Raw genomic sequence first — 25,587 nt, forward strand, 5'->3', positions numbered from 1 at the left:
TTCTCGGTCCGGCACCGGGCCGGCGGTTCACCGGCACACTGAGCGGCTCAGCCCCCGACCAGCAATTGGCGGGTGGCTGAGCCGTCCCTGAAGTCGGCGGCAGGGCGTGGGCCACCTGCACCGGGTCGCGGTGGCAAGGCCCGTCGCGCGAGCGGCCGTGAATGCGGAGGATCGGCGGGTGGACGCGGCCGGCCGCGTCCGGCTCTGGGCCTGGTGAAGCCGGTCAGCTCGTCAGCCCGTACAGCCGCAGCGCCAGCTGGATCTCCAGGGTCCGCGACGGCGACTGCCAGTCCGGTCCCAGGAGCCGGCCTATGCGCTCCAGCCGCTGGGCCACGGTGTTCACATGCACATGCAGGTCGTCCTTGGTGCGGGCGGGGCTCATCCCGCTCGCGAAGTACGCGTCCAGCGTCCCCACCAGGTCCGTGCCGCGGCGTCTGTCGTACGCGACGACTTCGCCGATGGTGCGGCTCACGAAGCCGTCGATGTCTCCCGGGTCGGCGAGCAGCAGGCCGAGGAACCCCAGGTCCTGGGCGGCCGCGCCCTGGCCGGTGCGCCCGAGCAGGCGCAGTGCGTCCAGGCAGCGGCGGGCCTGCTCGTAGGCTCCGGAGACCGGGGCCGTGTCGCCCGCCGGGGCCTCGACGGGGGACGAGGCGCCGACGGTGACGGACTCCCGCAGGGTGCCCCCGAGTTGGCGCGCGGCCTGCCGGGCGACGCCCGCGGGAGTGTCACCGGGTCCGAGGGGCAGCAGCAGGACGGCGCCGCCGTCACGGGCGGCGGCCAGACCGGAGCGGGTGGCGGCGAGGTGCGAGGCCGCCGACCACAGCCGCTGGCGGTCCGCGCTCTCCTGCGCGGCGGACTGCGGGGCCGGCCCGGGCATGGCGCCGGGGGTGTCGATCCGGGCGGCGAGCACCACATGGGGGGCGTCGAGGTCGGCCCGCAGCCGGGCGGCACGCTCCCGCAGCAGCCTGGGGTCGCGGTCCGGGGAGTCGAGCAGGTCGTCGAGCAGTTCGCCCCGCACCCGCTGTTCCGCGTCGTGGGCGGACCGTTCGGCGAGCAGCAGCAGGGAGGTGACCATCGCGGCGCGTTCGAGGGTGCGGCGGCCTGCGGGATCGAGGCCGGGGTGGCCGTGCAGGACGAGGGAGCCGAAGACCTCGCCTCCGGCGGCGACGGCGGCGACCCAGTCGTCGCCGTGCCGTGTCGCGTGGCCGCCCGCACCGGTGGTGTCCGGGCCGCCCCCGGAGAACTCGACCGTCCCGCCGAGGACTTCGGAGAGCGCCGCGGCCACGTCGTCGACGCCCCCGCCGCGCAGGACCAGCTCCGTCAGGCGGTCGTGGACGTCGGAGGCACGCTGGAGGACGCCGCTGTGCTCCTGGATGATCGCGTTGGCCCGCTCGAGGTCTGCGAGCGCCGAGCGGGTCTCGGCGAGGAGGTTCGCGGTGTCGATGGCCACGGCCGCGTGGGCGGCGAAGGAGGCGAGCAGCGCGACCTGCTCCCGTTCGAAGACCCTGGCGCGCCGGTCCGCGGCGAACAGTACGCCGATGACCTGGCTGCCGAGCATGAGCGGCACACCGAGAATGGCGACGAGCCCTTCGTCCCTGACGGCGGCGTCGATGCTCCCGGTGTGCTCGAATCGGGCGTCGTCGAAGTAGCTGTCGGTGACGTACGGCCGGGCGGTCTGGGCGACGAGTCCGCCGAGGCCTTCCCCCATGCCGAGCCTGACCTGCTGGAAGCGTGCCGACACGGACCCTTCGGTGACCCGCATGTAAGTGTCGCCGGCCGCCGGGTCGTGCAGGCTGAGGTAGGCCACCTCGGTGCCGAGCAGCGAGCGGGCGCGCTGCACGATCGCCCGGAGCACCGCGTCGAGGTCGCGCAGACCCGCGAGGTCGTGCGCGGTCTCGAAGAGGGCCGACAGCTCCGCCTCCCGACGCCGTCGGCCCTCCAGCTCGGCCCGCACCCGCAGAGCCAGTTGCTTGGCGCGTTCGAGGGAGGCCAGCTCCTCGGGCCCGGCGCCGTCGGCGCGGGCGAGGAGCACCGGCCTGTCGTACGCCTCCGCGGCGGCGCCTCTGGCGAGGAGCTCCAGGTAGGGGACTTGATCGTGGGACATGGACACAGGCTTACCTGCCGTACGGGTGGTCGCACCAGCCCTGTGGACGACGAAGGGGTCCCGCGGCGGGCGTCAGTGGGCGGTCCATCCGCCGTCAAGGGCCAGCGAGGTGCCGGTGATGAAGGACGCCTGCGGCGAGCACAGGTACAGGGCGGCGTCCGCCACCTCCTCCGGCTCGACGAGTCTCTTGATCGCCGAGTCCTTGAGCAGTACGTCGGTGAGGACGCGCTCCTCCGGCAGTGCGTGGGCGGCTGCCTGGTCGGCGAGCTGCTTCTCGACGAGCGGAGTGCGGACGTATCCGGGGTTGACGCACACGGAGGTCACACCGTGCGGGGCGCCCTCGAGCGCGGCGGTCTTGGAGAGACCTTCGAGGCCGTGTTTGGCGGCCACGTACGCGGACTTGTAGGCGGAGGCGCGCAGTCCGTGCACCGACGAGATGTTGACGATGCGGCCCCAGCCCTGTGCGTACATGTGCGGCAGTGCGCCCCTGATCAGCCGGAACGGCGCCTCGAGCATCACCGTGAGGACGGTGTGGAAGACGTCGGGCGGGAAGTCCTCGATGGGACGTACGAGTTGGAGTCCGGCGTTGTTGACAAGGATGTCCGTGCCGGCGGCCGCGGCCTCGGCGGCTTCCAGGTCGGTGAGGTCGAGCAGGTGCGGCTCCACGGCCCCGGCGAGGCCGTCGCCGTGGCCGGCGAGTGCGGCCAGCCCCTCCGCGTCCCGGTCGACGGCTCTGACCTTGGCTCCGGCGGCCGCGAGCCGGAGCGCGCAGGCGCGGCCGATGCCGCCCGCGGCACCGGTGACGAGGGCGGTACGGCCACTGAGGTCGACGGATACGGCAGAGGCCGCGACTGCGGGAGCCGATGTGCCGGGGGGTGTGGTGGGCGCGGTCATGTGGGGCACCCTAGGCAGCGATCACCCGGCGACCGATGTGGTCCGGGCCCATACTTCACTGCCTCTTGGTGGGTTGGAACCATGCTGGTCCCTCGGTGAGCGCATTCTTGATCCGGAAGATCGCGAAGTCCTGGAGCTCGGGCAACGCGTCCACGGGGAACCAGCCCACCTCGAGGGACTCCTCGTCGTTGACCCGCGCCTCTGCGGCGCCGCTCACGGCCCGGCACCGCATGGTGATGTCCATGTACTGGCACACGTCGCCGTTGGGATAGGTCACCGGCCTCGGCAGCGCCTGCACGAGGACGACCCGCTCGGCGACGCAGCGCACGGCGGTCTCCTCGTACACCTCCCGTTCCGCGGTCGCCGCGGGCTCCTCCCCCGGCTCCGGGATGCCGCCGATGATCGACCAGTTGCCGGTGTCGGCGCGCATGCCGAGCAGCACCCGCCCCAGGTCGTCGAAGACGACGGCGCTGACACCGGGCAGGAACAGCAGCTGATGGCCGGCGGTCGCCCGGATGGCGCGGATGAATTCGGGAGTTGCCATGCTCCGGACCTTAACGGGCCCCGGCCCGGCGGCCGAACCGGGCGGCTGTGGGTGTCCCCCGGCGGATCCCGTACGGCCCGCACCCGCGGTGCGTGCCGTACGGGGACCTACGCCGGGTCACCGGCCGGGGCGCCGTCCGCGTCGCCGTCAGCCGTCCGCCGCCGCTCCCGTACGGCGCCGGCCCCGACCGCGGCCAGGCCGCCCGCGGCGAGCAGCACCAGGGCCAGCTCGGGCGCGGCGCCGAGCCGGGTCGCGGGCGTGAGCGACGAGCGCAGCGGCACCTCGGCGACCAGGGCGTCGGGCGTGAACATCGCCGTCTTCTCGACGATCTCCCCGTCGGGCATGATGACCGCGCTGACGCCACTGGTGACGGGCACGACGACGGAGCGGCTGTGTTCGACGGCCCGCACCCGGGACATCGCGAGCTGCTGGTAGGTCATCTCGCTCCGCCCGAACGTGGCGTTGTTGCTCGGCACCGAGATGAGCTGTGCCCCGTGGGTGACGGTGTCGCGCGCCGCGTCGTCGAAGGCGGCCTCGAAACAGGTGACGAGCCCGACCTTCGTACCGGCCAGGTCGAAGACCCCGACCTCGTGGCCGGGCCCGAAGTCACGGCTGACCCGGTCCACGTCGTCGTTGAAGAGCCGTACGACGGACCGCATCGGGATGTACTCGCCGAACGGCTGGACGTGACGCTTGTCGTAGGTGTCGACCGGGCCGCGGTCCGGGTCCCACTCGATCAGGGTGTTGCGGAGCCTGCCGGTCTCCGGGGTGAGCACGGCGCCGACGACGGTCGGCACGCCGATGGCCTCCACCGCCTCGTCGATGACCTGCCGGGCGTCCGCGTTGCGGTACGGGTCGAGGTCGGAGGAGTTCTCGGGCCACAGCACGAAGTCGGGGCGGGGCTCCTTGCCCGCCTTCACGTCAGCGGCGAGCTGCTCGGTCCGCTCGGCGTGGTTGTCGAGGACGGCCCGGCGCTGGGCGTTGAAGTCGAGTCCGAGACGGGGGACGTTGCCCTGGATCGCGGCGACCGTCGCCGTGGCGTCCTGCGCGGAGGCGTCCACGAGGGGCCGGGAGGCGAGGGCGGCGGCGACGGGCACGAGGAGGGAGAGCAGCGCCGCCGTGGCGGCGGTGCGCCGGACGACCGCGCCGCGACGGTGGGCGGCGACCTGGCGTGCGGTCTCGTAGAGGCCGAATCCGCAGAGCACGACGGCGAAGCTGAGCACGGGCGTGCCGCCGAGGGCCGCGAGCGGCAGGAAGAACCCGTCCGCCTGCCCGAACGCGATCTTGCCCCAGGGGAAGCCGCCGAACGGCACGCGGGCGCGTGCCGCCTCCGCGGCGATCCATACGGCGGCGCCCCACAGCGGCCAGGCGGGCAGCCGCGTGACGGCGGCGATCCCCGTTCCGGCGAGCGCCACGAACAGAGCCTCCGCCGCCACCAGCGCCAACCACGGCACGGGGCCGACCTCCTCGCCCGTCCAGACGAGCAACGGGAGCAGGAAACCGAGCCCGGCGAGGTAGCCCAGTCCGAACGCGGGGCGCAGGCGGCGGCCGCGCAGGGTCCAGCCGAGCAGGGCGAACGCCGGGAAGGCCAGCCACCACAGCGGTCGCGGCGGGAAGCTCGCGAAGAGCAGTACGCCACTGAGCGCGGCGGCGCCGGGACGTACGAGCCGGCGCAGCAGCGGTCGGCCTGCGGCGGCCGTGGGCCGTGGGGTGTCGACGGAGGTCGTGGTGGCGCTCACCTGGCGGAGTCTACGGCGGAGCGCTGTGAAGGCCCCAGTCGCGTCGCCCCGCCGAGCAGCAACGTTTCTTCTCGATTCCCCCGCAGACCTGCGGGTCGCCCGTTAACGTGTGCGCCAGTCCTGCGCGCCCGGAACCGTTTCAGGTCGGTTCCGGCTGCCGCGGAGCGTTGCCGGTCGGGGCCGGCCCGCTGCCCGCTGCGTCCACGCGCGGGGCCCGTCACGGTCGGGGGGCGACGGGGTGGATCCAGTGGGCGGGCGGCCCATGGGCCGGGAACGCGGCAGCGGTCCCGACGCGACGGGTGTCACCGTCCTGACCTGCTGTGCCGTCTGGTCGCTGGTCAGCGCGGCCGGCCGGGACGGCAGACCGGAGGGTGTGCTGCTCGCCGTGTTCGCCGTCACGGCGGGGTACGCCTGCGGGCGGCTGTGCGGGTCGGTGCTTCCGGCGGGTGCCTTCGCCGTCGCCGCGGTGGGCGCGCTCGTCCTGGCGGTCGCGTCCCACGACGGTGTGCCGGGATCCATCGCCGGCGCGGGTACACCGCCGGGGCACGCGGGCGCGGTCGCCGCACTCCTGGTACTCGCCGCCGGTGCGGCGTGCTGCGCGGCGTCAGCGGCCCGCGCGGCGTCAGGACCGTCGCTGTCAGGGGTGTCAGGAACGTCGGCGTCAGGGGTGTCAGGACCGTCGGCGTCCGCGCGGTCGGCGTCACGGCTGCTCGCGCTCGTCGTGGCCTGCGCGGCGCTCGTTCTCGGCTCCGCGCCTGCTTTCGTGGCGTGTCTGGCCGTGCTGCTCTGGTCGCTCGCCACGGCCGGGACCCGCCGGCGCACCGCGTTCCTCGCGGCCCTGGGGCTGGCGACGGCGCTCGTGGCGGGCACCTCGTGGGCCGTGGCCGAGGACGCCCTCCCCCCGGGGCTCGCCGCTTCCGTCGAGGCGCCGCTCACGCCCCACAGGGTGGCGCTGTGGCGGGACGCGGTCGCCATGGCGGCAGAGGACCCGGTACGGGGCGTGGGCCCGGCGCGCTTCGGGCGGCTGAGTCCCACGTCCGCCGGGTCGGCGGACTCGGACGGCAAACCGCACTCGGCACTGCTGCAGCAGGCGTCGGAGCAGGGCGTGGTCGGCGTCGCGCTGCTCGCGGCAGCCTTCGTCTGGATGCTCTACGGGCTGTGGCGCTCGCCCCGTCCGACGCCCGTGGTGCTGGGCGCGGCCGGCACGCTGACGGCGCTGGCGGCGCTCGCCTGCGTCGGCAACGCCCTGAGTTTCGCGCCGGTGACGGCCGGGGCGGGACTGCTCGCGGGTCTCGCCACCGCAAGCCCGGGGACCGGCCGCCACAGCCCGTAGACGGGCCGGTTCCAGGGACCGGCGGCCTCCCGGCACGCCTCGGAGCGCGACCCGGGACCTTCAGTGCCCGGGCAGCCGGCCGCCGGCACGGGCTGCCGTCGTTCTCAGGCCTGGGTGGCCCCGTCCGTCCGGCTGGTGCCCTCTCGCTCCATCCGGGCCAGCCGGGCGCGCACGGTCCGCACCGCCGTCGCCGCGTCGTCGACGGTCACCGTGAATTTGCCGCCGTCGTCGAGGGTGACCACCAGGCCCTCCCCTCGCCGTACGACCACGGCGGTGCCCCGCTCGGGCCGCCAGCGGCAGCCCCAGCCACCCCACTGGCGGGGGGTCACCCTCGGGGCGAAGTCGGCGCTCACCACGTGGGAGAGGGGGATGTGCCGGCGCGGCACGCCGATATGGCCGCACCGGACGTCCAACGCGTGCCGGTCGATCCTGACCACGACGTACACGAAGGCGAGCGTGCCGTAAAGGATCATGATGCCCGCCGCGAAGCAGCCGATGACCGCCATCAGGAGCGCGGCGATTCCCGTGGTCCAGGTGGCGTCGACGGCAAGCTTCACGCCGAGGGCCAGGCACCCGCCGCCCGCCACCGCGAGCAGCCACTGCATACGGTTGGTCGCACGGCCGGTCCAGACCTCTGGAAGGGGTTCCGAGCCGTGCTCCTCGTGCCGGAAGTGGTGCCTCATGAATAGGACACTACCCACCAATCGGACAACGAGTACTGCCGCGACGAAAGCGGTGGAAACGCCCGGACGACGGGCGTGCGCCGTCAGCGCACAGGGATGACGGCGGGCAGCAGACGGCCTTCCGCATAGTTCAGCGCCTCGGCCGGAAGGGTGGATTCCGCCCCGCTGAGCAGCACCGTGAGCCGGTTGCCCGGCGTCGCGTCGGGCGCCGGCCGCACGCCCATGCGGCGCAGGGCCTGCGCGGCGACGGCGCCCGCGGAGCCGTGCAGCACCAGGGGCGGCCGGTCCGCCTGCTGGACCGCGGCCCGGATGCGCTCGGAGACGAGTTCGTAATGGGTGCAGCCCAGGACGACGGCCCTTACGTCGCGGGGGGTGAGCGCGGCCGCGGCGGCCACGGCCCGGTCGATGGCGGCCTCGTCCGCCTGCTCCACGGCGTCGGCGAGACCCGGGCAGGGCACCGCGGTCACGTCGGCGGCCCCGCCGAATTCCTCGATGAGGCCGCGCTGGTACGGGCTGCCGGTGGTCGCCGGGGTGGCCCAGATCGCCACCGCGCCGCCGCCCGCCGCGGCGGGCTTGATCGCCGGGACCGTACCGATCACGGGGATCTCCGGTTCGAGCTCGGCCCTGATCGCGGGCAGCGCGTGCACGGAGGCGGTGTTGCAGGCCACGATCAGCGCGTCCGGACGGCGGGCGGCGGCCGCGCGCGCCACCGTCAGGGCGCGCTGCGCGAGGTCGTCCGGTGTCCGCGGGCCCCACGGCATGCCGTCGGGGTCACAGGACAGCACCAGCTCCGCGTCGGGGCGCAGCGTGCGCACAGCGGCGGCCGCCGGGAGCAGGCCGATACCGGAGTCCATGAGCGCGATCTTCACCCGGTCACCATAGTCGACCGCCGCCACGGCCCGGCCTCCGTGCGGCAGACTGCGGCGAATGAGCGCCCTTGCCTGGATCGCCGTGGGATCGCTGACCGCCTGGGGATGGCTGCTGCTCGGCCAGGGCTTCTTCTGGCGGACAGACCAGCGGCTGCCGCACCGGGAGAGCCCGGCCGAATGGCCGGACGTGGCCGTCGTCGTACCCGCGCGGGACGAGGCCGAGGTGCTGCCGCTGAGCCTGCCGACCCTGCTGGCCCAGGACTACCCGGGTCGGGCCGAGATCGTCCTGGTCGACGACAACAGCGGGGACGGGACCGGGGAGCTCGCCCGGTCGCTCGCCGCACACCACGGGGGGCTGCCGCTGCGGCTGGTGACCCCCGGCGAGCCGGAGCCGGGCTGGACGGGGAAGCTGTGGGCCCTGCGGCACGGCATCGCCGTCGCGCGGGAACGCGGCCCCGAGTTCCTGCTGCTGACCGACGCCGACATCGCGCACGCGCCCGACAGCCTGCGGGAACTGGTGGCGGCCGCGCGGACCGGCGGCCTCGATCTCGTGTCCCAGATGGCGCGGCTGCGGGTGGCGAGCGGCTGGGAGCGGCTGGTCGTACCGGCGTTCGTCTACTTCTTCTCCCAGCTCTATCCGTTCCGCTGGATCAACAGGGGCGGTTCGAGGACCGCCGCGGCCGCCGGAGGCTGTGTGCTGCTGCGTGCCGACACGGCGGCGCGGGCCCGCGTCCCGGACTCGATCCGTCAGGCGGTGATCGACGACGTCTCGCTGGCGCGGGCCGTGCGCCGTGCGGGGGGCACGATCTGGCTCGGGCTCGCCGACCGGGTCGAGAGCGTACGTCCGTATCCGAGGCTGGCGGACCTGTGGCAGATGGTTTCGCGCAGCGCCTACGCGCAGTTGCGTCACAGCCCGCCGGTGCTCGTGGCGACCGTCGCGGGGCTGGCGCTGGTCTATCTCGCCCCGCCGGTGGCACTCGCGGCCGGACTGCTCACGCACGACCCGGCGGCAGCCTGGATCGGGGCGGCGGCCTGGGCGGTGATGACGGGGACGTACCTGCCGGTGCTGCGTTACTACCGGCAGCCGAGGCTGCTGGCGCTCACGCTGCCCTTCACGGCGGTGCTGTACCTGCTGATGACGGTCGACTCGGCGGTGCGGCACTACCGGGGGCGGGGCACGGCATGGAAGGGCCGCACGTATGCGCGGCCGGAGGTCGCGGGCGACGCCTGAGACCGTCCGGCCCGTGCCGCGCGGGACCGTCCGGCCCCCGCCGCGTGCGCGCGGCGGGGCGGGCAGGGGCGAGCAGGGGGCGTCACTTGCGGCCGGGGGTCCAGTTCATGCCCCAGCCGTAGGCCTGGTCGACGGTGCGCTGCGGGCTCACGCCGCGCTGCGGGACGAGGAAGCGGGCCTCGCGCTGGACGACGAGGTCGGAGCCGGTGTTGGTGATCAGCGCGAGGGCGCAGACCGTGGAGGGGACGGTGCACTCGCCGAGGGAGAAGTCGATCGCCGCGCCGTGCTGCGGCTGCAGGGTCACGGTCGCGTCGAGGTCGGCGAAGCTGCGGGCGCCTTCGTAGATGGTCACGAAGATGACGACGCGGCGGATGTCCTGCCGGTGGTCGAGGTTGACGGTGAGGTTCTCGCCCGGCGTGCCACCTGTGCGGTCGTCCCCGTCGAGATGGATGAACGGGGGCCGGTCCAGAGCCCCGAAGGCGTTGCCGAGTGCCTGCACCACGCCCTTGCGGCCGTCGGAGAGTTCGTACAGCGCGCAGAGGTCGAGGTCGAGGTCCCCGTGCATGGCGACGGCGCGCCCGAGTTTGGCGCCCCAGCCCTGGAACTGCTTGCGCACCCGCCAGTTGAGGTTGACCCGCATCGCGCCGGACGTGCCGCCCTGCTTGGTGAGGGAGACGGTGGGCGCCTCCTTCGTCAGCGTCACCTTGGTGAGACGTACCGGAGACGGTGGTGCGGCGGGCGCCACCGGGGCAGCAGGGGCTGTGGGTGCGGGAGCCGGGGCGGTGGGCGCCGGGGCCGCTTGCTGCGGTTCGTCGACCGTGATGCCGAAGTCGGTCGCGAGGCCCTCGAGTCCGGTCCCGTAGCCCTGTCCGACCGCGCGGAACTTCCAGGCGCCCTGACGCCGGTAGAGCTCGCCGAGCACGAAGGCCGTCTCGACCGTGGCGTCCTGGCTGTCGTAGCGGGCGATCTCGCCGCCCGAGGCGGCGTCGAGCACCCTGATGTGCAGGCCGGGCACCTGCCCGAAGGTGCCGCCGTCGACGGAGGCGGCCAGCACCACCCGCTCGATCGCGCTCTCGACCCGCTCGAGGTCGACCGCGACGACGTCGGTAACGGCGCCGTCCGCCGTCCGCTTGCCTTCGTGGCGCACCGCTCCGGACGCGTGCGCCGGCTGGTTGTAGAAGACGAAGTCGCTGTCGGAACGGATTTTTCCGGCCGCCAGCAGAAGTGCCGAGGCGTCGACGTCGGGCACCCCCGGCCCTGAGCGCCAGCCGAGCTCCACGCGGACGCTGCCCGCCGGTACCGGTGTGTTCGCTCCCTTAAGCATGGACATGCTCGCCCCCATCGCGATTCGGTGCCCGGAAGTTCGTTCGTCGTCAACCTATTCCGCATACGTCCGTCACCGAGGGGCCGACCCGTCGGTAACCCTTTCTCAGCTTGCCCTTTACACGATCACGAGACGCCAAGAGGCCCGATTCCCCCAGGTTCGCCCACATTAGCGAACCGTGGTCACTCATAGCTGCCGAAACAACCCTCTTACCGGACTCCCCAACCAGCACATCGTGGGCTTAACTTATGTGCCATGACCTCCCCCCGCGCCACTTACGGCGGCGGTTACTACTCCGCGCCGGCGTTTCCCGACACCCCGATCTACGACTCCCTGGTCGCGGAGCGGGGCACACCTCAGATCGCCCCGATCCGAGTGCCTGCCGCGTACGACACCGGCAACAGCTATCTGCCGGCGCTGCCCGCGGCCCTACCCGCCCTCCCGGCGGCTCCTTCACCGTCCGCCCCCTCCTACGGCTACCCGCAGCAGATGCAGCAGCCCGTGCCGCTGCAGCAGGCGCCTGCTCCGTACATCCCGCAGCAGCCGGCCGCTCCCCGTGGCTACCCGGGTCCGCAGTACCAGTCCCAGCCGCAGCGCCCCGCGCCCACCGGGTACGAGGCCATGCGGCCCGCGGCGGCGCGCCCCGCTCCGGCGCCCGCGCCCTACGAGGATCCGTACAACCGCCCGTACCAGGGGCGGGGGTACTGAGCCGCGACGACGCCGGTGACGGCGGCCCGCCCTCACAGTGCTCCGGCGCGGAGGTACGGACGGGCCGCCACCACGCCCTCCGCATGCGCCGTCACGCTCTCCCGCATGCACGACCGCCGAAGGCATCCGCCTCCTGACGTCCCGCACATGTCCGTCGGCGTGTCCCCCCGCCGGGAAAGTTTCCCCTGCCCGGGAACCCATCGTGGTGGCAGGCTCGTTGGACGGGGCGCGGAGACGGCTCTCCGGGGTGACGCCCCTCTCTCTTCGCGGCATTCGTGCCGTGCCGTCCCGTACCGGACAGTCACGGACACGGGAAAGGGGGTGCGGTCACGTGCGGGCCGCGGTCGGCATCTGGCGCTGGCGCCGCAATCCTCTGCGGCGTGCGACCGATCTGTTCGAGGCATGGCTCGCGCTCGTCGCCGTCCTGCTCATCATCCTGACCGCCCCGGTCGCGGGCTGGATCACCGGCGCACTGGCCGAGGAGTCGCTGCGCCAGGCGATACGGGTCCAGCGGCTGCAGCGCCATGTCACGACGGCCACGGTGCTCGGCGAGGCGACGCCGCACCGGCCCGCCGTCCTCGATCCGGAGACCGCCACGGCGAACGAGCGGCGCACACTGGTCGAGGCGAAGTGGACCGCCCCGGACGGCAGTCGGCACACCGGCACCCTCCCGACCGCCCTCCCCTCGCCGCGCCCCGGCGAGACATTCCGCATCTGGACGGACAGTTCCGGCCGAACCGTGCCGCGCCCGTTGAGCCCTGCCTCCGCCGAGGTGCACGCCGCCCTCGCCGGAGTCGGCGCCGCACTGGCCTGGGGTCTGCTTCTCGAATGCGCCAGAAGGCTGGTCCTGTGGCGGCTCGTGCGCCGCAGACACGCGCAGCTGGACCGGGCCTGGGCCGCCGTGGGGCCGGACTGGGGGCGGGCCGGAGCGGGAAGCTGACCTGCCACATCCCGTCAACTCCCGCACGGCTCGCGCGCTACGGTGGTGCGACCCCGTTCGGGGTTTCGGGACGCGTCCCCCTCAGAGGCGCGACGTTGTACGGATCACGAGGTGGGGGCAGAGCAGCACGATGGCACAGGGCACGGTCCAGGTGACGCACACCGGTACCTCGCGGTGGCGGCGCCGCACAGGCGAGTACCCCTCTCTCGCCGCTGCTCTGGAGGCCGCCGGTGACGGCGACGTCCTGACCGTGGCCCCCGGCACCTACCGCGAGAATCTCGTCGTCCGGCGCGCGGTCACACTGCGCGGTCCCGAGGGCTCGGCCGGATCGGTGCGCATCGCGCCCGCCGACGGCGTGCCCCTGACCGTGCGGGCGTCCGCGACCGTACGGGACCTCCATCTGGAGGGACAGGACTCGGCCGCTCCGGCGCTGCTCGTCGAGGACGGCACGCCCGAGTTGACGGACCTGCGGATCGTCACCCGGTCCGCGGTCGGCCTCGAGGTGCGCGGCGCAGCCCGGCCCACCGTCCGCCGCTGCACGGTCGACAATCCGGCGGGCGTCGGCATCGGTGTACTGGACGGCGCGGGCGGAGTGTTCGAGGAGTGCGAGGTGGTGTCCGCCGGCCAGTCCGGCGTGTCGGTGCACTCGGGGGCGCATCCGCGGCTCGAGCGCTGCCGCGTGCACCATGCCTCCGGTGCGGGCCTGAGCGTCAGCGGCGAGGGCAGCGGCCTCGAGGCGATCGGCTGCGAGGTGTACGAGATCAAGGGCACCGGCGTCCAGATCGCGTCCCGCGCCGGGGCTCATCTGACCGACTCCTCCGTGCACCGCACCTCGGCCGACGGTGTCACGCTCGACACCGACGCGGTCCTCACGCTCTCCGACTGCGACATCCACGACATCCCGGAGAACGCGATCGATCTGCGGTCCCGTTCCGTGCTGACCCTCACCCGCTCCACGGTGCGCCGCTTCGGCCGCAACGGCCTGTCGGTGTGGGACCCGGGGACCCGGGTGGACGCCAACCAGTGCGAGATCCACGACAGTACGGGCGACTACCCGGCTGTCTGGGTCAGTGACGGCGCGACGGCCGTCCTCGACTCCTGCCGGGTCCACGACGTGCCCGACGCGCTCTTCGTACTCGACCGCGGTTCGCGCGCCGACGTCGTCGACAGCGACCTCTCACAGGTCCGCAACACCGCGGTCTCGGTGAGCGACGGAGCCACGGCGCAGCTCGACGACTGCCGCATCCGCGAGGTCTCCACCGGTGCCTGGTTCCGTGACCACGGCAGCGGCGGCACGCTGAACGGCTGCACGGTCGACGCCGCGCAGACCGGTGTGATCGTCACCAAGGGCGCCGATCCCCTGATCGAGCGCTGCACGGTCACCTCGCCCGCCGAGGCCGGCTTCTATGTGTCGGCCGAGGGCCGTGGCACCTTCCGCGGCTGCCGGGTCTCGGGCAGCGGCGGCTACGGCTTCCATGTGATGGACGGCTGCCGTACGACTCTGACCCGCTGCCGCACCGAGCGGTGCGCCCGCGGTGGTTACGAACTGGGCGAGGAGGAAGGCCCGGTCGTGGAGGACTGCACCAGCGACGAGAGCGGGATGGCGCGCCCGGGCGCGGAGCAGGCCACGGCCACCGTGACGGCGACCAGGACCACCACGCCCGGACTGCTCTCCGCCGTCCCGGCTCAGAGTCCGCCGGCCCCGGCCGCGCCGCCCGTCCCCGAGCACGAGCCGGCCCGCAGCTCAGGGGCGGTCCTCGGCGAACTGGACGCCCTGGTGGGCCTGGACAGCGTCAAGCGCGAGGTCCGCACCCTCACCAACATGATCGAGGTCGGCCGGCGCCGCCAGGAGGCGGGACTCAAGGCCGCCTCCGTACGCCGCCATCTGGTCTTCACCGGCTCCCCCGGCACCGGCAAGACGACGGTCGCCCGGCTGTACGGCGAGATCCTCGCCTCCCTCGGTGTGCTGGAGCGCGGGCATCTCGTGGAGGTCTCCCGGGTGGACCTGGTCGGTGAGCACATCGGCTCCACCGCGATCCGCACCCAGGAGGCGTTCGACCGGGCGCGCGGCGGTGTGCTGTTCATCGACGAGGCGTACGCCCTCTCGCCCGAGGACTCGGGGCGGGACTTCGGCAAGGAGGCCATCGACACCCTGGTGAAGCTGATGGAGGACCATCGCGACGCCGTCGTCGTCATCGTCGCCGGCTACACGGCGGAGATGGAGCGCTTCCTCGCCGTCAACCCCGGTGTCGCCTCCCGCTTCTCACGCACCATCACCTTCAGCGACTACGACCCCGAGGAGCTGCTGCGCATCGTCGAGCAGCAGGCGGAGGACCACGAGTACCGGCTCGCCCCGGGCACCGGCGAGGCTTTGCTGAAGTACTTCACGGCCCTGCCCAAGGGGCCCGCCTTCGGCAACGGCCGCACCGCGCGCCAGACGTTCGAGTCGATGGTGGAGCGGCACGCGGGGCGCGTCGCCGCGCTCGCGGAGATGAGCACCGACGACCTGACCCTGCTCTACGCCGACGATCTGCCCGAACTGCCCTGAGCCTGCCGCGGCACGGTCGGGGTGAGCCGGTCCAGCAGCGCCGCCCGCTCCTCGGCGAACATCGGGTCGGCCTGGTAGCCGGAGTGCCCGAGGATCGGCTCCGGCAGCGGATGGCGCTGTGTACGCCCGTAGACGACGGGGTCCTTGAGCGCGTCCCGGTCGACGTCCGTCGGATCGTCGCAGCCGGCACCGGCGTGGATCTGCTCGCCGGCGATCAGCATCGGTCCGCCGATCGGATCGGTGCGCCGCCACAGATTGCGCCAGCAGTCGAGCTCCCTGCTGAGTCCGAGCAGCGCCTTGGGCCCGAAGTACGCGGGGAACCAGCGTCCGTACAGGCGCTCCAGCGGTGATCCGTACGTCAGGAGCGCCACCCGGCGCCGGGTGGCCGTCGGCAGCTGCCACACGGCGGCCGCGGCGAGCACGCTGCCCTGCGAGTGGCCGGAGATCACGAGCCGGCCGCCGGTCCGTTCGGTCCACGTGCACATCCGCCAGGTCAGATCGGGTACGGCCCGCTCGGCGTAGCAGGGCGGGGCGAAGGGGTGGGCGGCGCGCGGCCAGAAGGTGCCGACGTCCCAGAGGATGCCGATGGTGCGCCGGGCGGAGGCGTCGCGGTAGGCGCGGCGTCCCATGGTGACGAACAGTACGAAACCGAAGCCGACCAGCCAGGACCCCATCGCCTGCGCGGCACGGGCCGCCGGCTCGGCGAGCCCGCCGTCCGCGAAGGAACGGCCCGGAACCTCGCCGGTCAGCCAGGAACCGCCGACGGCCCCGGCGCCGAGCAGCAGGGTCGCGCCGGAGACGACGCCCACCATCAGCGGTGCGACGTCGGTCAGGGCGGCGCGGGCGCGAGTGCTCGCGATCCGGCGGGTGCGCACCGCGTCGCGGCGGCCCTCGCCGGGGGTCCCGTCGAAGTACTCCGCCTCGACGCGCGGCGCGAGCCGGCGGGCGGCGAGCCAGGTCCGTGCGACGAGCACCAGGGCGGGCACCAGCAGCACCGCCAGCAGCACGGGGATGACGGATGCCTGCCAGCTCAGCAGCACGGGCGGCCCGGGTATGGCGCCCTCGCCGTCCATCCCGGGAGTTCCCGGCCCGTCGATCCAGTCGGCGACCCGCTGCGCCACCCCGCCGGTCATCACTCCGCCGAGGGCGCAGGCGAGCATGGCGACGGCCGGCCCGGCGAGTCCGTACAGCACGGTCCGGGGGTGGCGTGCGCGGCGGTGCAGGAGCCAGGCGGCGAGGGCGAGCGTGACGACGAGCCCGCCCTGGGCCAGGACGATGACACGGAAGGTGACCTCGCCGGGCAGGGTGGCACTCGATGCCCAGCCGGGGCGCGACCAGGAGGCGTAGAGCAGCGACAGGGCGAGCAGCACGAGGGCCGCGCCGGGCAGGCCGCGGACCGCGGCGCGGTCGAGGCGGGCGTCGACGCGCCGCTCGCTGCGGCCCCGGTGGCACACGACCCACAGCACGGCGGCCGCACCGGCGACGAGGGCCCCCTCCAGCAGCACGCCGCACGTCTTCAGCAGCGCGTCCTGCGCGGCGCGGTCGTGGCGGGCGGCGGCTCCGGCGACCGCGGCGGCGACGGTCAGGATGCCGGCGGCGGTGTGCGCGGCACGCAGCCGGGCGACGAGGCGGCGGCCGTACCAGAAGCCGGGCCTGCCCAGCGCGGACCGCACGGGCGGTGCCTCCGCCGGTGCCGCCGCCTGTACGGCGTCGCCGTCGTCGCCCACCGCTGCGCCGTCCTCGACCTCGTCCTCGTCGTCGTCGCCGTCGCCGTCGGCCTCCCCGGTCGGCGGGCGCTGCGCCTCGTACGCGCTCCAGGTCCGGTTGGACAGGTACCAGAGCAGCCCCACCAGCGCGGCGGGCACCGCCGACGCGAGTGCCAGGCGGCGTCCCGGCTGCGACCACCAGCCACCCTGCGCGGCGGACATGAAGCCCAGCCAGGACCGCTCGCCGCTACAGGCGGCCGACCCGGCGCACTGCCAGGCCAGCAGGTCGAGCGCGACCTCGCAGGCGGCCGCCGTCAGCAGCACGGTCAGACTCAGGGCGACCAGGCGCACCAGTGCCCCGTAGAACCGGGTCGTCCGGCGCATCCCGGCGGCCCGGGGCCTCATCCAGTGGGCGAGGTTGACGACCATGAACGGGAGCAGCAGCAGCCACAGGGCCCGGGCGCCGTTGCCCGAGGTGAGGTTGGACCAGCAGTACGCCTCGGGGATGGGACGGTCGCGGTACGCGTCGGGGTCGCTCTCCGCCCGGGCGTCGTCGGTGCGGCGGTACACGGCGGCCTTCTCGTCGCCCGTCATCCGCACCGTACGGGGATCGCCCAGCATGTCCTGCGGGGTGGCGCCGCCGACGCCGTGGACGAGCAGCTCGAGTGCGGGTCCGCCGCTGCGCGGCGCCCGGGTCGCAGGGGACACTGCGGTGACTTCCTCTCTCGGCAACGATGGCGACAGAATCGTGGATCGAGGCAGCTCGCCGCACCGCTCTCACGGAATCTCCCCGAGCCCGGCGGGCAATACGCGTGCGAGGATGAGAAGCCTCGGTCACGCACCCGCAGACGGCGTGGCCGGCATCCGACAACGGGAAGGACCGGCCCCGGCGGTGAGCGACAACCAGAACCTCCTCGCGGAGCAGCGGCGTGCTCTGATCCTCGACGAGGTGCGCAGGCGGGGCGGGGTGCGGGTCAACGAACTCACCCGCAGGCTCAATGTCTCCGACATGACGGTGCGCCGCGACCTGGACGCCCTGGCGCGGCAGGGCGTCGTCGAGAAGGTGCACGGCGGTGCGGTGCCGGTGGCCGAGACGAGCACCCATGAGCCGGGTTTCGAGGCGAAATCGGCGCTGGAGCTGAGCGCGAAGGAGGACATCGCACGGGCCGCGGCGCGGCTGGTGGTGCCCGGCAGCGCGATCGCCCTGTCGGGCGGCACGACGACGTACGCGCTGGCGCACCATCTGCTGGAGGTGCCGGAGCTGACGGTCGTCACCAACTCGGTGCGGGTGGCCGATGTGTTCCACTCGGCGCAGCAGCCGGGCCCGGCGGGCGGCCGGAGTCCCGGGGCCGCGACGGTGGTGCTGACGGGTGGTATGCGCACGCCGTCGGACTCACTGGTGGGGCCGGTGGCGGACCAGGCGATCCGCTCGCTCCACTTCGACATGCTCTTCCTCGGCGTGCACGGCATCTCGGTGGAGGCGGGCCTGTCCACACCGAATCTGGCGGAGGCGGAGACGAACCGCCGTCTGGTGCAGGCCGCGCGCCGGGTGGTGGTCGTCGCGGACCACACCAAGTGGGGGACGGTGGGCCTGAGTTCGTTCGCCGACCTCGACGAGGTGGACACCCTGGTGACCGACGCCGGTCTGCCGGCCGCGGCACGGGAGGAGATCGCGGAGCATCTGCCTTCGCTCGTGGTGGCCGGCGAGCCGGGCACGGACGACGGCGCCCAGCGGCAAGCAGAGCGGCACGACGGCCGGGACGGCTGAGCCGGCATGGCCGTGTTCCGCATCGGCAGGACGACCGGGCTGCCCGCGGGTGAGTGCTGGCGGCGGGTCACCGACTGGCCGGCGCACGGGGCGCAGGTGCCCCTGACAGTGGTCGAGGTGGTGAGCGCGTCGCCCACCGGTGTGGGCACGGTGTTCGTCGCGCGCAGTGCGCTCGGCCGCTTCGGTGTCGACGACCCGATGGAGGTCGTCGCCTGGCGGCCGCCGTCGCCCGGCAGGCCGGGCCGCTGCCGGCTGGAGAAGCGCGGCGGTCCGATCACCGGCTGGGCGGAGATCGAGGTGCACGAGAAGGGCTCGGGTTCGGTGGTGCTGTGGGTGGAGGAGCTGCGGTTCCCGCTGCTGCCATCGGCTCTGGACCCGCTGGTGGCCCGGGTGGGCCGGCGGGTGTTCGGCCGCGCCCTCGACGGGATGCTCCGCGGCTCCGTCACGCCTCCGCGCTGAGCGCGACCAGAGGTGCGAGCGGGGCTGAGGAGCGGACATCGGACCGTGCCGCGGCTATGGTGTGCGGTCCCGTCCTTCGCCGCTGGAGGTAGCCCCCATGGCACGTCAACTCCGCCCGGTAGACCTGGAGTTCGTGGAGAGCGCACCGCTGCGCCTGGTCTTCTCCGCACAGCTCTCGGCGTCGCCCGGGGCGCTGTACACGGCGCTCGCCGACGATGTCGCCGGCTGGCCGGACTGGTTCACCGCGGTGACGGCCGCCCGGCCGGTCGACGACGGCGCGGGCCGGGAGATCAGGCTGAAGGGCGGCACGGTGTTCACCGAGACGGTGCTCGCCCGGGTGCCCGACGCCCGCTACGCGTACCGCGTCGACCAGACCAACGCCCCCGGTCTGCGGGCCCTGCTGGAGGAGTGGCGGATCACCCCGACGGCGAACGGCTCGCGGGTGCAGTGGACGTTCGCGGCCGACGGTCCCGCGCCGCTGCGGATCGCGCTGCGGCTCGGCCGCCCGGGACTCGGCCGCGCCTTCCGCGACGCCGTACGCAACCTGGACCGCCGGCTGGCCCGCTCCCCCGGCCGGTGAACGGCCCGGCGGCGGCCGTTCAGCAGCGCCAGACGCCTTGGGCGAGGAACTGGTCGATCACACTCGCGTACGGCCGGATGTCCAGCCCCTGCTCGGCGAGCCAGGCGTCGGAGTAGTACTTGTCGAGGTAACGGTCGCCGGGGTCGCAGAGCAGGGTGACGACGCTCCCCTTCTCCGCTGCCGCGACCATTTCGGAGACGATCTTCAGCGCGCTCCACAGTCCGGTGCCCGTGGAGCCGCCCGCCTTGCGCCCGATCGCGCCTTCCAGGGCCCGTACGGCGGCGACGCTGGCGGCGTCGGGCACCTTCATCATCCGGTCGATGGCACCCGGTACGAAGCTGGGCTCCATACGGGGGCGGCCGATGCCCTCGATCCGCGAGCCGCAGTCGCTGCTCGCGCCCGGGTCGCCGTGCGTCCAGCCGTCGAAGAAGCAGGAGTTCTCCGGGTCGGGGACACAGATGCGGGTGTCGTGCTGCATGTAGTGCACATAGCGGGCGATGGTCGCCGAGGTGCCTCCGGTGCCGGCGGTGGCGACGATCCAGGCGGGCTCCGGGTACCGCTCGAGACGCAACTGCTGGTAGATGGATTCGGCGATGTTGTTGTTGCCGCGCCAGTCGGTGGCCCGCTCCGCGTAGGTGAACTGGTCCATGTAGTGGCCGCCGGTCCGTTCGGCGAGCGCGGCCGACTCCTCGTACATCTTCCGGGAGTCGTCGACGAAGTGGCACCGCCCGCCGTGGAACTCGATCAGCCGGATCTTCTCCGCGCTCGTGGTGCGCGGCATGACGGCGACGAAGGGCACTCCGATCAGCTTGGCGAAGTACGCCTCCGAAACGGCGGTAGAACCGCTGGACGCCTCGATGACGGGCTTGCCGGGCCTGATCCAGCCGTTGCACAGCCCGTACAGGAACAGTGAGCGGGCGAGGCGGTGCTTGAGGCTGCCGGTGGGGTGGGTGGACTCGTCCTTGAGGTAGAGGTCGATGCCCCACTCCTCGGGCAGCGGGAAGCGCAGGAGGTGGGTGTCGGCCGAGCGGTTGGCGTCCGCCTGGACCTTGCGTACGGCTTCTTTGAGCCATCCCCGGTAGTGCGGATCGCTGCGGTCGACGTCTGCGGTCGCGGCCGGCCTGCCCGGTGCCTGCTGCTGCGCCGTGCTGTTCATCGCGTCGCCCTTCGTCTGCGGTCACTGCTGCGACCGTCTGGTACCACTGGCAACAGTAAGCCCCTCACCTGCGTAAACGTTCGCTTTGGGGGTCCATAGGAGTCGCTTGTGGCCGGGGGGCGCCGGGCGCACTGGTGTACGCGGCGCCAGTTGTGCACACTTCAGGGTGAGTCACAGCGAAGGGGGCGGTCAGATGGCCGTGGCAGAGCCCGAGTTCTGCGCCACAGGGGTGCGCATCGAGCGCTGGCCCCGCTCGCTCACCCGGGCCGGGCAGGTGCTGATCAAGGACGGCAGGCTGGCGCTGATGACCAGTTACGGCAAGGTGATCGAAAGCGCCCCGGTGCGTGCGGTCACCGCCGGACGGCCGTGGTTCGCCGGGCAGGACAGCACCGTGGCGACCCTGAACGGCAAGCGGTACCGCCTGACGATGGGACAGCGCGGCAGGCGGCCGGATGCCCGGGCCGTGGCCGGGCGTTTCCTGGACGCGGTACGCGGGGCGGGCGGCTCGCAGCGCTGAGGTGCCCGGGGCCGCCCGGTTGCGGGCCTGTGGGCGATGGTTCACGCTGATACCACCTCACTCAGGGTGCACCGGCGGTCACGCTGTGATCCAGCCCCGCCGGTCCGATCAGCAGGTCGGCCGACTGCTGGATCGCATTTCTCGTCTTCTTCCGGACTATTTCGGGGAGTCGCAGCCGTGATCAGCCAGCCCAGCAGGCACTGCACGGTGGAGCTCCAGGCCCTGCCGTCGCGGATCGGTCAGGTCCGCAGAATCATCTCGGCGCAACTGCGCTACTGGCATCTCGATCCTCTGATCGACCAGGCGGCGCTCGGCGTCACCGAGTTGCTGACCAACGTCCACCGGCACGCCCGGCCGGACAAGACGTGCACCGTGGACGTCGAGCTGTTGCTCGACCGGCTCACGGTCTCCGTCCACGACCACGACCCGCGGCTTCCGGCCGTACGCGACCCGGGCCTGGCCGCCACCTCCGGGCGCGGTCTCGCGCTGGTGGCGGCCATGAGCGAGAGCTGGGGCGCGAAACCGCAGGGCGACACCGGCAAGGTCGTCTGGTTCACCCTCCCGGCCTCCTCCCCCGCCGTGGCCCTGCCGGAGTATCCGGCGGTGTACGGGGCGACGACCATCGGCCCGTTCGCGACGCCGGAGACGGAGCCCGTGCCGGCCGTGCCGGCGACGGAGACGCCCGGCGCCCGGTCCGCCGTCGCCGGCTGACCGGGCGGGAGCGGTCCCGGGGCGCTACTCCGCGGCGATGGCCCGCAGGACGTCGAGGCGAGCGGCGCGGCGGGCGGGCCGCCGGCCCGCGACCGCCCCGGCCACCAGTCCGACCGCGGCGACCACCAGGAGCTGCACCGGCGGGACGGCGAACGCGAAGGCCGTGTCTCCCGCGCCCTCCGACGCCTCGACCAGCACCCATCCCAGCAGCGCGCCGAGCACCAGACCGCCGGCCGTGCCGTACGCGGCGACGAGTACGGACTCCCAGCGCACCATGGCACGCAGTTGCGCCCTGGTCTGGCCGACGGCCCGCAACAGTCCCAGCTCCCTGGTGCGTTCGTGGACGGCGAGGGTGAGGGCGTTGGCGATGCCGAGCAGCGCGATCACCACGGCGAGGGCGAGCAGCGCGTAGACGAGGGTGAGCATCATGTCGACGGCTCCGGCCGCGCTCCGCGCGTAGTCGTCGCGGGTCTGGACCTCCGGGTTGCCGAAGTCCGCCGCGGCCCTCTCGACCGCCGCCTTGCCGTCGGCGGTGCTCACGGCGTCCTCGAAGGTGACAGAGACGAGGGTGTCGGAGTCCTGGCCGCGGTGCGGGGCCCATGCCTCACGGGTGATGACGTAGTCGCCGGCCAGCTCGGACTCCTCGTAGACGGCGCGGACGGTGAAGGTCTGCCGGGTGCCGTCGGTGAAGGCCAGTTCGACGGTGGAGCCCGGCTTCCAGCCGTGCTCGTCGGCCTGGGTCCCGGCGACGGCGATCCCGGTCGTGCCCAGCGACGTGAGCGTTCCCTGTACGGCACCGAGTTCGAAGCCGTCCGCGAGGGCGGCCGGGTCGGTGACGGTCAGCTGTCGTCCGGCGCCGTCGACCTCGGCGACGCCACGGCCGAGCCCGACCGCGGTGCGCACCTCCGGGAGTTCCTCGATCCCCGGCGCCAGCTGCGGGCTCAGTCCGCTGCCGCCCGCGCCGAACGCCGGCGCGCTCACGGCGACATCGCCCGCGAAGGACCGGGAGACCGTCTGGTCCATGGTCGCCTTGAGGGAGGCGCCGAAGACCGTGAACAGGGAGACGACGGCGACGCCGATCATCAGCGCGGCCGCCGTAGCCGCGGTGCGCCGGGGGCTGCGCAAGGCGTTGCGCCTGGCCAGGCCCCCGGTGACGCCGGGCAGCCGGTCCAGCGGGCGGCCGAGGATCCGTACCGCGCGGCCTGCCGCGACGGGGCCGAGCGCCACGAAAGCGGCGAGGACGAGGGCGGCGCCGGTCGCGGCGAGCATGATCGAGGGGGTGGCGAGCACGCCGGTGAGGACGGCACCGATCCCGGCGGCCATCAGGGCGCCGCCTGTGTACGCGCGCTTGCGGGAGGCGGCGGAGTCGTCGACGGTGCTCTCGCGCAGGGCGGCCAGCGGCGCGGTGCGCCCGGCGCGCACGGCCGGCAGCAGGGCGGAGGCGAGGCAGACGAGCACCCCGACCGCGAGCGGCAGCAGCAGGGAGAGACCGCTGATCACCAAGGCGCCCTCGGGGAAGGGGAATCCGATGGCCGGGAACAGGCTCTGCAGCCCGGCGGCGATGCCGATGCCGGCGAGCAGCCCCACGGCGGAGGCCGCGAGGGCGACGACCGTGGCCTCGACGAGAGTGGCGGCGACGATCTGGCCGCGGGACGCGCCCAGGGCGCGCAGCAGCGCGTTCTCCCGGGTGCGCTGGGCGATGACGATGGCGAAGGTGTTGTGGATCGAGAAGGTCGCGACGAACAGCACGATGCCGGAGAAGACCAGCAGCAGGGTCGTGAACAGGCTCAGGAACTGACCGGAGATCATCTCCTGGTTCTCCTCGGTCGACTGCGCCCCCGTGATGGCCTCGACATCGGCCGGCAGCACCGGCCCGAGGGCGTCGACGAGTTCCTGCTGGCCGGTGCCCGGGGCCGCGCGCACCTGGATGGACGCCGCCTCGCCGGGCCTGGGCGTGAGGTACTTCTCGGCGTCGGCGCGGGTCATGCCGGTGAACGTGGTCTGGCCCATGCCGTCCTCGCCTCCGAACGCGGCGAGTCCGACGACGGTGACCCGTACCGGGTCGGGGGTGCGCAGCACCGTGGTGTCGCCGATCCCCAGTCCGCCGGTTTCGGCGGCGCCCCGGTTGACGACGACTTCGCCGCTCGCGGCCGGTGCGCGGCCCTCGGCGAGGCTGTACGGGTTGAGCTCGGGGTCCTGGATCCAGTTACCCGCGAGGGTGGGCGGGCCCTGGCCGCCGATCGGCTCGCCGTCCGTGCCGATGAGCTGACCGGCGCCCTGGATGTTCGGCTCTGCCGCCGCGACGCCCGGGATCTTCTCGATGCGGGCGACGAGGTCGGTGCGTACCGGCTGTCGCGTCCCCTGGGCGTCACCGGAGACCGTGACGACGGTGGAGCTGCGCACGACGGCGTCCGTACCGCCGGTGGCCCCTGCGAACAGGCTGTCGAAGCTCGCGCGCAGGGTGTCGCCCATGACGAGCGTGCCGGTCAGGAAGGCGACACCGAGCAGCACGGCGGTGAAGGTGCCGGCGAAACGCCGCTTGTGGGCGCGCAGGGCGTTGACGCTGAGGCGCAGCGAGGCGCTGTTGCCGGTCATGTCGCCACCTCCTGCGGGGCCGGCTTCCCGGTGTCGAAGGCCTTGAGGCGGTCGAGGACACGCTCGGCGGTGGGCTGCGTCATCCGGTCGACGAGGCGGCCGTCGGCAAGGAAGACGACCTCGTCGGCGTGGGCGGCGGCGACGGGGTCGTGGGTGACCATGACGACGGTGCGATCGGCGCGGCGGACCGTGCCGCCGAGGAGCCGGAGCACCTCCTCGCCCGAGCGCGAGTCCAGATTGCCGGTCGGCTCGTCGGCGAAGACCACTTCGGGCCGGCCCGCGAAGGCGCGGGCGACGGCCACGCGCTGCTGCTGGCCGCCGGAGAGTTCGGCGGGCCGGTGGTGGAGCCGGTCGCGCAGCCCGACCGTGTCGATGAGAGCGTCCAGCCATTCGGCGTCGAAACGGGCGCCGGCGAGATCCATGGGGAGGGTGATGTTCTCCGCCACGGTGAGCGTGGGGATCAGGTTGAACGCCTGGAAGACGAAACCGACATGCTCGCGGCGCAGCAGCGTGAGCCGGCGGTCGTCGAGAGCGCTGAGGTCGGTGTCGCCGATGAGGGCCGAGCCCGACGTGAGGGTGTCGAGCCCGGCGGCACAGTGCATGAGGGTGGACTTGCCGGAGCCGGAGGGCCCCATGATGGCGGTGAAGCGGCCGGCCGGGAAGCCGACGCTCACCCCGTCCAGGGCCCTGACCTCGGTGTCGCCGCTGCCGTAGACCTTCACGGCGTCGACGACCCGGGCGGCGGTGCGCGTCCCGTTCACGACGGAGGTCATGCCGCACCGTCCTTGGCGACGCGGCCGAACTGCTCGTCCAGGACGGACAGTCGCCGCCAGTACTCCTCCTCGTCGATCTCGCCGGCGGCGAAGCGGCGCCCGAGGACGGCGATCGGCGAGCTCTCGGCGATCGCCGGGCGTCCGCCCTGCCGGCGGTCGGGACGGCCGCGCCAGATGCCGGTGCGGCGCAGGACGGTGACGACGCCGACGACGACGGCCGCCCAGATCAGCGGGAAGAACAGGACCCACGGGCCGGGCCCGTCGTGGGCGAGTGTGTTCATCTCGGTTCAGCTCCTCGGTGGTGCCGGTACGGGTACTGCCTCGGTGCTTCCGAGACTCCCGCCGGCAGGGGGCCCGAGTCGTCGTACGGCCAGCGGCGGTTCGGGTACCTCCACGGGAGTACGC

Annotated in this window: 22 protein-coding genes; 10 read left to right on the top strand and 12 right to left on the bottom strand. The window is 73.5% G+C overall.

Annotated features, from left to right (window positions below; genetic code table 11):
- Positions 1-223: 223 nt before the first annotated feature.
- The 4 genes from OGH68_RS04015 to lnt form a co-directional block, all read right to left on the bottom strand.
- Positions 224-2,104, bottom strand: a complete 1,881-nt coding sequence (locus tag OGH68_RS04015; protein WP_264241915.1) for a helix-turn-helix domain-containing protein — start codon at positions 2,102-2,104, stop codon at positions 224-226.
- Positions 2,105-2,176: 72 nt separating this feature from the next.
- Positions 2,177-2,998, bottom strand: coding sequence for a 3-hydroxybutyrate dehydrogenase (locus OGH68_RS04020; RefSeq protein ID WP_264241916.1), 822 nt, complete (start codon positions 2,996-2,998; stop codon positions 2,177-2,179).
- Positions 2,999-3,053: 55 nt separating this feature from the next.
- Positions 3,054-3,542 carry an NUDIX hydrolase gene (locus OGH68_RS04025; protein ID WP_264241917.1) on the bottom strand — a complete coding sequence of 163 codons (489 nt, stop codon included), beginning with the start codon at positions 3,540-3,542 and terminating at the stop codon, positions 3,054-3,056.
- 107 nt (positions 3,543-3,649) lie between these two features.
- Positions 3,650-5,281: an apolipoprotein N-acyltransferase gene (lnt, locus tag OGH68_RS04030; RefSeq protein ID WP_264241918.1), complete on the bottom strand. Its 1,632-nt coding sequence runs from the start codon at positions 5,279-5,281 to the stop codon at positions 3,650-3,652.
- Positions 5,282-5,528: 247 nt separating this feature from the next.
- Between lnt and OGH68_RS04035 the strand changes: the two genes are divergently transcribed.
- Positions 5,529-6,614 (top strand): O-antigen ligase family protein, encoded by a 1,086-nt coding sequence (locus OGH68_RS04035; protein ID WP_413470931.1) that lies wholly within the window; start codon positions 5,529-5,531, stop codon positions 6,612-6,614.
- A gap of 104 nt (positions 6,615-6,718) precedes the next feature.
- On the opposite strand, the gene OGH68_RS04040 is transcribed toward OGH68_RS04035, so the two are convergent.
- Positions 6,719-7,297, bottom strand: coding sequence for a hypothetical protein (locus tag OGH68_RS04040; protein ID WP_264241919.1), 579 nt, complete (start codon positions 7,295-7,297; stop codon positions 6,719-6,721).
- A gap of 83 nt (positions 7,298-7,380) precedes the next feature.
- Complete coding sequence (locus tag OGH68_RS04045) at positions 7,381-8,166, bottom strand: glutamate racemase (RefSeq protein WP_264249895.1); 786 nt, start codon at positions 8,164-8,166, stop codon at positions 7,381-7,383.
- Between the two features lie 58 nt (positions 8,167-8,224).
- Between OGH68_RS04045 and OGH68_RS04050 the strand changes: the two genes are divergently transcribed.
- The gene (locus OGH68_RS04050) at positions 8,225-9,397 is read left to right on the top strand and encodes a glycosyltransferase (protein WP_264241920.1); all 1,173 of its coding nucleotides are present in this window, start codon (positions 8,225-8,227) and stop codon (positions 9,395-9,397) included.
- Positions 9,398-9,479: 82 nt separating this feature from the next.
- Here OGH68_RS04050 and OGH68_RS04055 read toward each other — a convergent pair whose 3' ends face one another.
- Positions 9,480-10,727: a TerD family protein gene (locus tag OGH68_RS04055; protein WP_264241921.1), complete on the bottom strand. Its 1,248-nt coding sequence runs from the start codon at positions 10,725-10,727 to the stop codon at positions 9,480-9,482.
- Between the two features lie 249 nt (positions 10,728-10,976).
- Between OGH68_RS04055 and OGH68_RS04060 the strand changes: the two genes are divergently transcribed.
- From OGH68_RS04060 to OGH68_RS04070, 3 genes are all read left to right on the top strand, one after another.
- Positions 10,977-11,429: a DUF6643 family protein gene (locus OGH68_RS04060; protein WP_264241922.1), complete on the top strand. Its 453-nt coding sequence runs from the start codon at positions 10,977-10,979 to the stop codon at positions 11,427-11,429.
- Positions 11,430-11,760: 331 nt separating this feature from the next.
- Positions 11,761-12,369: a hypothetical protein gene (locus tag OGH68_RS04065; RefSeq protein ID WP_264241923.1), complete on the top strand. Its 609-nt coding sequence runs from the start codon at positions 11,761-11,763 to the stop codon at positions 12,367-12,369.
- Positions 12,370-12,499: 130 nt separating this feature from the next.
- Positions 12,500-14,917 carry a right-handed parallel beta-helix repeat-containing protein gene (locus OGH68_RS04070; RefSeq protein WP_264241924.1) on the top strand — a complete coding sequence of 806 codons (2,418 nt, stop codon included), beginning with the start codon at positions 12,500-12,502 and terminating at the stop codon, positions 14,915-14,917.
- Here OGH68_RS04070 and OGH68_RS04075 read toward each other — a convergent pair.
- Positions 14,887-17,331: a hypothetical protein gene (locus tag OGH68_RS04075; RefSeq protein ID WP_264241925.1), complete on the bottom strand. Its 2,445-nt coding sequence runs from the start codon at positions 17,329-17,331 to the stop codon at positions 14,887-14,889. The genes OGH68_RS04070 and OGH68_RS04075 overlap by 31 nt on opposite strands.
- A 184-nt stretch (positions 17,332-17,515) precedes the next feature.
- On the opposite strand from OGH68_RS04075, the gene OGH68_RS04080 reads away from it, so the two are divergent.
- The 3 genes from OGH68_RS04080 (at position 17,516) to OGH68_RS04090 (ending at position 19,430) form a co-directional block, all read left to right on the top strand.
- Positions 17,516-18,391, top strand: a complete 876-nt coding sequence (locus OGH68_RS04080; protein ID WP_264241926.1) for a DeoR/GlpR family DNA-binding transcription regulator — start codon at positions 17,516-17,518, stop codon at positions 18,389-18,391.
- A 6-nt stretch (positions 18,392-18,397) separates the two neighbouring features.
- On the top strand, positions 18,398-18,850 hold the full coding sequence (locus OGH68_RS04085) for an SRPBCC family protein (protein ID WP_264241927.1): 453 nt from the start codon (positions 18,398-18,400) through the stop codon (positions 18,848-18,850).
- A 97-nt stretch (positions 18,851-18,947) separates the two neighbouring features.
- Positions 18,948-19,430 (top strand): SRPBCC family protein, encoded by a 483-nt coding sequence (locus OGH68_RS04090; protein WP_264241928.1) that lies wholly within the window; start codon positions 18,948-18,950, stop codon positions 19,428-19,430.
- Between the two features lie 19 nt (positions 19,431-19,449).
- On the opposite strand, the gene OGH68_RS04095 is transcribed toward OGH68_RS04090, so the two are convergent.
- On the bottom strand, positions 19,450-20,586 hold the full coding sequence (locus OGH68_RS04095; RefSeq protein ID WP_264241929.1) for a PLP-dependent cysteine synthase family protein: 1,137 nt from the start codon (positions 20,584-20,586) through the stop codon (positions 19,450-19,452).
- Between the two features lie 193 nt (positions 20,587-20,779).
- Between OGH68_RS04095 and OGH68_RS04100 the strand changes: the two genes are divergently transcribed.
- Positions 20,780-21,103, top strand: a complete 324-nt coding sequence (locus OGH68_RS04100) for a hypothetical protein (RefSeq protein ID WP_264241930.1) — start codon at positions 20,780-20,782, stop codon at positions 21,101-21,103.
- A gap of 177 nt (positions 21,104-21,280) precedes the next feature.
- Positions 21,281-21,814: an ATP-binding protein gene (locus OGH68_RS04105; protein WP_264241931.1), complete on the top strand. Its 534-nt coding sequence runs from the start codon at positions 21,281-21,283 to the stop codon at positions 21,812-21,814.
- 24 nt (positions 21,815-21,838) lie between these two features.
- Here the strand turns inward: OGH68_RS04105 and OGH68_RS04110 are convergent, their stop codons facing one another.
- Genes OGH68_RS04110 through OGH68_RS04120 form a run of 3 tightly spaced genes read right to left on the bottom strand, consistent with a single transcriptional unit; the run spans position 21,839 to position 25,463 of the window.
- On the bottom strand, positions 21,839-24,409 hold the full coding sequence (locus tag OGH68_RS04110) for an ABC transporter permease (RefSeq protein ID WP_264241932.1): 2,571 nt from the start codon (positions 24,407-24,409) through the stop codon (positions 21,839-21,841).
- Positions 24,406-25,182 carry an ABC transporter ATP-binding protein gene (locus OGH68_RS04115; protein ID WP_264241933.1) on the bottom strand — a complete coding sequence of 259 codons (777 nt, stop codon included), beginning with the start codon at positions 25,180-25,182 and terminating at the stop codon, positions 24,406-24,408. The genes OGH68_RS04110 and OGH68_RS04115 overlap by 4 nt, the downstream gene beginning before the upstream one ends.
- Positions 25,179-25,463, bottom strand: coding sequence for an SHOCT domain-containing protein (locus OGH68_RS04120; RefSeq protein WP_264241934.1), 285 nt, complete (start codon positions 25,461-25,463; stop codon positions 25,179-25,181). Before OGH68_RS04120 ends, OGH68_RS04115 begins: the two co-directional genes overlap by 4 nt.
- Positions 25,464-25,587: the final 124 nt, after the last annotated feature.

The organism is Streptomyces peucetius, assembly GCF_025854275.1.
Taxonomy (GTDB): Bacteria; Actinomycetota; Actinomycetes; order Streptomycetales; family Streptomycetaceae; genus Streptomyces; species Streptomyces peucetius_A.

Coding starts and splice junctions, on each gene's coding strand:
- OGH68_RS04025 (WP_264241917.1), bottom strand. CDS start 3,542: ATGGCAACTCCCGAATTCATCCGCGCCATCCGGGCGACCGCCGGCCAT.
- OGH68_RS04055 (WP_264241921.1), bottom strand. CDS start 10,727: ATGTCCATGCTTAAGGGAGCGAACACACCGGTACCGGCGGGCAGCGTC.
- OGH68_RS04015 (WP_264241915.1), bottom strand. CDS start 2,104: ATGTCCCACGATCAAGTCCCCTACCTGGAGCTCCTCGCCAGAGGCGCC.
- OGH68_RS04120 (WP_264241934.1), bottom strand. CDS start 25,463: ATGAACACACTCGCCCACGACGGGCCCGGCCCGTGGGTCCTGTTCTTC.
- OGH68_RS04085 (WP_264241927.1), top strand. CDS start 18,398: ATGGCCGTGTTCCGCATCGGCAGGACGACCGGGCTGCCCGCGGGTGAG.
- OGH68_RS04100 (WP_264241930.1), top strand. CDS start 20,780: ATGGCCGTGGCAGAGCCCGAGTTCTGCGCCACAGGGGTGCGCATCGAG.
- OGH68_RS04050 (WP_264241920.1), top strand. CDS start 8,225: ATGAGCGCCCTTGCCTGGATCGCCGTGGGATCGCTGACCGCCTGGGGA.
- OGH68_RS04110 (WP_264241932.1), bottom strand. CDS start 24,409: ATGACCGGCAACAGCGCCTCGCTGCGCCTCAGCGTCAACGCCCTGCGC.
- OGH68_RS04020 (WP_264241916.1), bottom strand. CDS start 2,998: ATGACCGCGCCCACCACACCCCCCGGCACATCGGCTCCCGCAGTCGCG.
- OGH68_RS04090 (WP_264241928.1), top strand. CDS start 18,948: ATGGCACGTCAACTCCGCCCGGTAGACCTGGAGTTCGTGGAGAGCGCA.
- OGH68_RS04060 (WP_264241922.1), top strand. CDS start 10,977: ATGACCTCCCCCCGCGCCACTTACGGCGGCGGTTACTACTCCGCGCCG.
- OGH68_RS04070 (WP_264241924.1), top strand. CDS start 12,500: ATGGCACAGGGCACGGTCCAGGTGACGCACACCGGTACCTCGCGGTGG.
- OGH68_RS04040 (WP_264241919.1), bottom strand. CDS start 7,297: ATGAGGCACCACTTCCGGCACGAGGAGCACGGCTCGGAACCCCTTCCA.
- OGH68_RS04095 (WP_264241929.1), bottom strand. CDS start 20,586: ATGAACAGCACGGCGCAGCAGCAGGCACCGGGCAGGCCGGCCGCGACC.
- OGH68_RS04115 (WP_264241933.1), bottom strand. CDS start 25,182: ATGACCTCCGTCGTGAACGGGACGCGCACCGCCGCCCGGGTCGTCGAC.